Origin of the sequence: Rhodopirellula maiorica SM1, from assembly GCF_000346295.1 — a bacterium.
GTDB classification, from domain to species: domain Bacteria; phylum Planctomycetota; class Planctomycetia; order Pirellulales; family Pirellulaceae; genus Novipirellula; species Novipirellula maiorica.
The window spans coordinates 1-2,805 of the sequence record NZ_ANOG01000820.1 but is presented as its reverse complement, the minus strand read 5'-3'; the positions used below and the strand labels follow the sequence as shown (position 1 = coordinate 2,805).

Here is a 2,805-nt window from a genome sequence, read left to right as displayed (position 1 = left end):
TATTGCTGTTCCGCAAACACGAGCAAGGAAATAAACGCGGTAGAAATCGGAGAGTTCACGCCACTGATTGATGCGGCAGCAAAAAAATCTGGGCCTCGGCTGCTCAATAGGGTCGCGATCGATTGGGAACTTTCGTTCCAGTTACTCTCCACCTGCTTGCCAGCATCCGCGCTGGGGTTTAGGCTTTTCCGTTTGCGCCGTGGGGATTTCCCCCCCGGGAATTTCCCCCCCCAAAGTTCTTGGGAGTTCGTTTGGTGTCGGGTACTTGTGTCATTGGTCTGCAGTGGGGCGACGAGGCGAAAGGCAAGCTGGTCGATCTGCTTGCACCTCAGTTCGATATCGTGGTTCGTTACCAAGGAGGTGCCAACGCGGGGCACACCGTGGTCGCGGGCGATCAAACCTACAAATTGCATCACATTCCCAGTGGGATCTTGCATCCCCAGGTTCAAAATCTCATCACGCCCGGGGTGGTGATCAATCCGTCGACGATGCTCGACGAAATTGATGCCTTGGCGCCTCGCGGGGTGGACTGTGCCAAGAACTTGATGATCAGCGAACGGGCTCACCTGGTGATGCCTTGGCATATCGCCGAAGATCGCCAGATCAACGCGACCGAGGTCCGCGGTGAATCGATTGGCACGACCAACCGTGGCATTGGCCCGTGTTATCGCGACAAAGTGGGACGCACCCATGCGATTCGCATGACTGATTTGATCCAACCGCAGCGAGACGAACGCATTCGCACGGTTGCGGAGCAAAAAATCCAGCTGCTGAAAAACCTCGGCGCATCCGACGAAGAACTACAAAAAGTTGCACCCGAAGTGGTCGTGCCGATGGCTGCGGCGTGGGCAGACCGACTGAAGGACATGATCGGCGACACGACCGATCTGCTGCTCGATGCGACCGAAGCGGATAAACGTATCCTGTTCGAAGGGGCGCAGGGCGCCTTGCTGGATATCGACCATGGTACCTATCCATTTGTCACCAGCAGCAACAGCAGCGGCGTCGGTGTTTGTGCCGGTGCCGGGGTACCGCCAAAGTGGATCAATACGGTCCTTGGGGTTTGCAAAGCCTACAGCACTCGCGTCGGTGGCGGTCCCTTCGTCACCGAACTTGACGATGCCACGGGCGACCGAATCCGCGACTTGGGCAACGAATACGGAACCACCACGGGTCGTCCACGACGTTGTGGTTGGTTCGATGCCGTTGCCGTTCGCTACACCGCACGGCTAAGTGGCGTGACGCGGTTGGCATTGATGATGATGGACGTCTTGGCGCACTTGGATGAGTTAAAGGTCTGTGTCGCCTACGAATTGGATGGCAAACGAATCGAACGATTCCCAAGTCATGCGGACGAACTACGTCGCTGCAAACCGATCTATGAAACGATTCCAGGTTGGAAAGAACCGGTAGACGATGTTCGCCGTATGGATCAATTCCCCACCGGTGCCATGGATTACGTCCGACGCATCGAAGAACTCGTTGGCGTTCCCGTGGGCGTCCTATCGGTCGGCCCGGATCGCGCACAAACGATCTTTACCGATGCCGCATCGGAACTTGCACTGCAACCGCTTAGCTAGTCAGGAAGCATCGCAAGTAAGGCGAACTGCAAGATGAAGGATCCAGCGAAAACGCGTGCTACTCAGGAAGACGACCGTGCCGAGAGCAAACGCCCTCGGCACATCGCGATCATCATGGATGGCAACGGCCGATGGGCTCAAGCTCGTGATTTACCGCGAATCGAAGGCCATCGCCGCGGTGTCGAAACCGTGCGAATGGTCAGCGAAACGGCGACCGAACTGAACATCGACGCCATCACGCTGTATTGTTTGTCGAGCGAGAATTGGAAACGTCCCAAGGCGGAACTCGAATTCTTGATGCACTTGCTCGAGCAATATCTGATCGAGGAACGCCGCACCATCATGGACCAGGGTTTGCGATTGAAGGTGATCGGTCGACGAGATCGATTGCCTGAGAACGTGATCACTGAAATGGACAAAACCTTGGCGATGTCCGAATCCAATCCCGGTACCCAATTGGTGTTGGCGATTGATTACGGTGGCCGAGACGAGATCACCAAAGTCGCCCGAGAACTCGCGCTCGAAGTCGCGGCGGGTACTCTCCGTGAAGACGAAATTAGCGAAGAACTGATCACCGCGAGACTTTATACCGCGGGATTGCCCGATGTTGATTTGATGATTCGCACCGGCGGCGACATGCGAGTGAGTAATTTTTTACTGTGGCAATTGAGTTATTCCGAATTGTGGATCACTGACACCTGTTGGCCCGAATTCACGCGTGAAAACTTTCTCACCGCGATTGACGACTTCGCGCTTCGTCAACGACGTTTCGGCGGACTGAACGTGAATGAGTGACCGTACGTGTTGCAGTTCCCAATCAACGCATCGCCCGCGAATATGCAATCGCCTCGGCCCCCATCGCTCTAGGAAAAACGCGTGCTTATTGACCGTCTAAAAACTTCGGCTGTCTTGATTTCCATCGTCGGGCTGCTGATCTACTTGGATGCGAATCACGCGTTCGCCGGCGCCGAAGGACTCTGGTTGATTCCGCTCCTGCTGTTTTTTGCTTTGGGTACCGCATCGGACCTATCGCAACTGTTGTCGGCCAGTGGTCGAAATGTTTCGCGATCGATCGCCATGTTCACGACCGCATTGGTCACGTTGTCGGCATGCGTGCCGATGCTCTGGCCCTTGTTTGATTCGTCGTATCCGTTGGATTGCCCCATGGGACGATTGGGTTGGATCGTAGCAGCGGCGATCGCGGCGGTCATGATCACCCTAGCTG

The 2,805-nt window shown here is 55.7% G+C and carries 2 protein-coding genes and 1 pseudogene; all 3 read left to right on the top strand.

The genetic code is table 11. The annotated features are described in order from the left end of the window. Positions 1 to 254 precede the first annotated feature (254 nt). The gene (locus tag RMSM_RS26705) at positions 255 to 1,580 is read left to right on the top strand and encodes an adenylosuccinate synthase (RefSeq protein WP_008704157.1); all 1,326 of its coding nucleotides are present in this window, start codon (positions 255 to 257) and stop codon (positions 1,578 to 1,580) included. A gap of 33 nt (positions 1,581 to 1,613) precedes the next feature. Beyond that, positions 1,614 to 2,375 carry a polyprenyl diphosphate synthase gene (gene uppS / locus RMSM_RS26700; RefSeq protein WP_008704155.1) on the top strand — a complete coding sequence of 254 codons (762 nt, stop codon included), beginning with the start codon at positions 1,614 to 1,616 and terminating at the stop codon, positions 2,373 to 2,375. Between the two features lie 81 nt (positions 2,376 to 2,456). Next, a pseudogene (locus tag RMSM_RS26695) lies at positions 2,457 to 2,805 on the top strand (phosphatidate cytidylyltransferase); the annotation flags it as partial.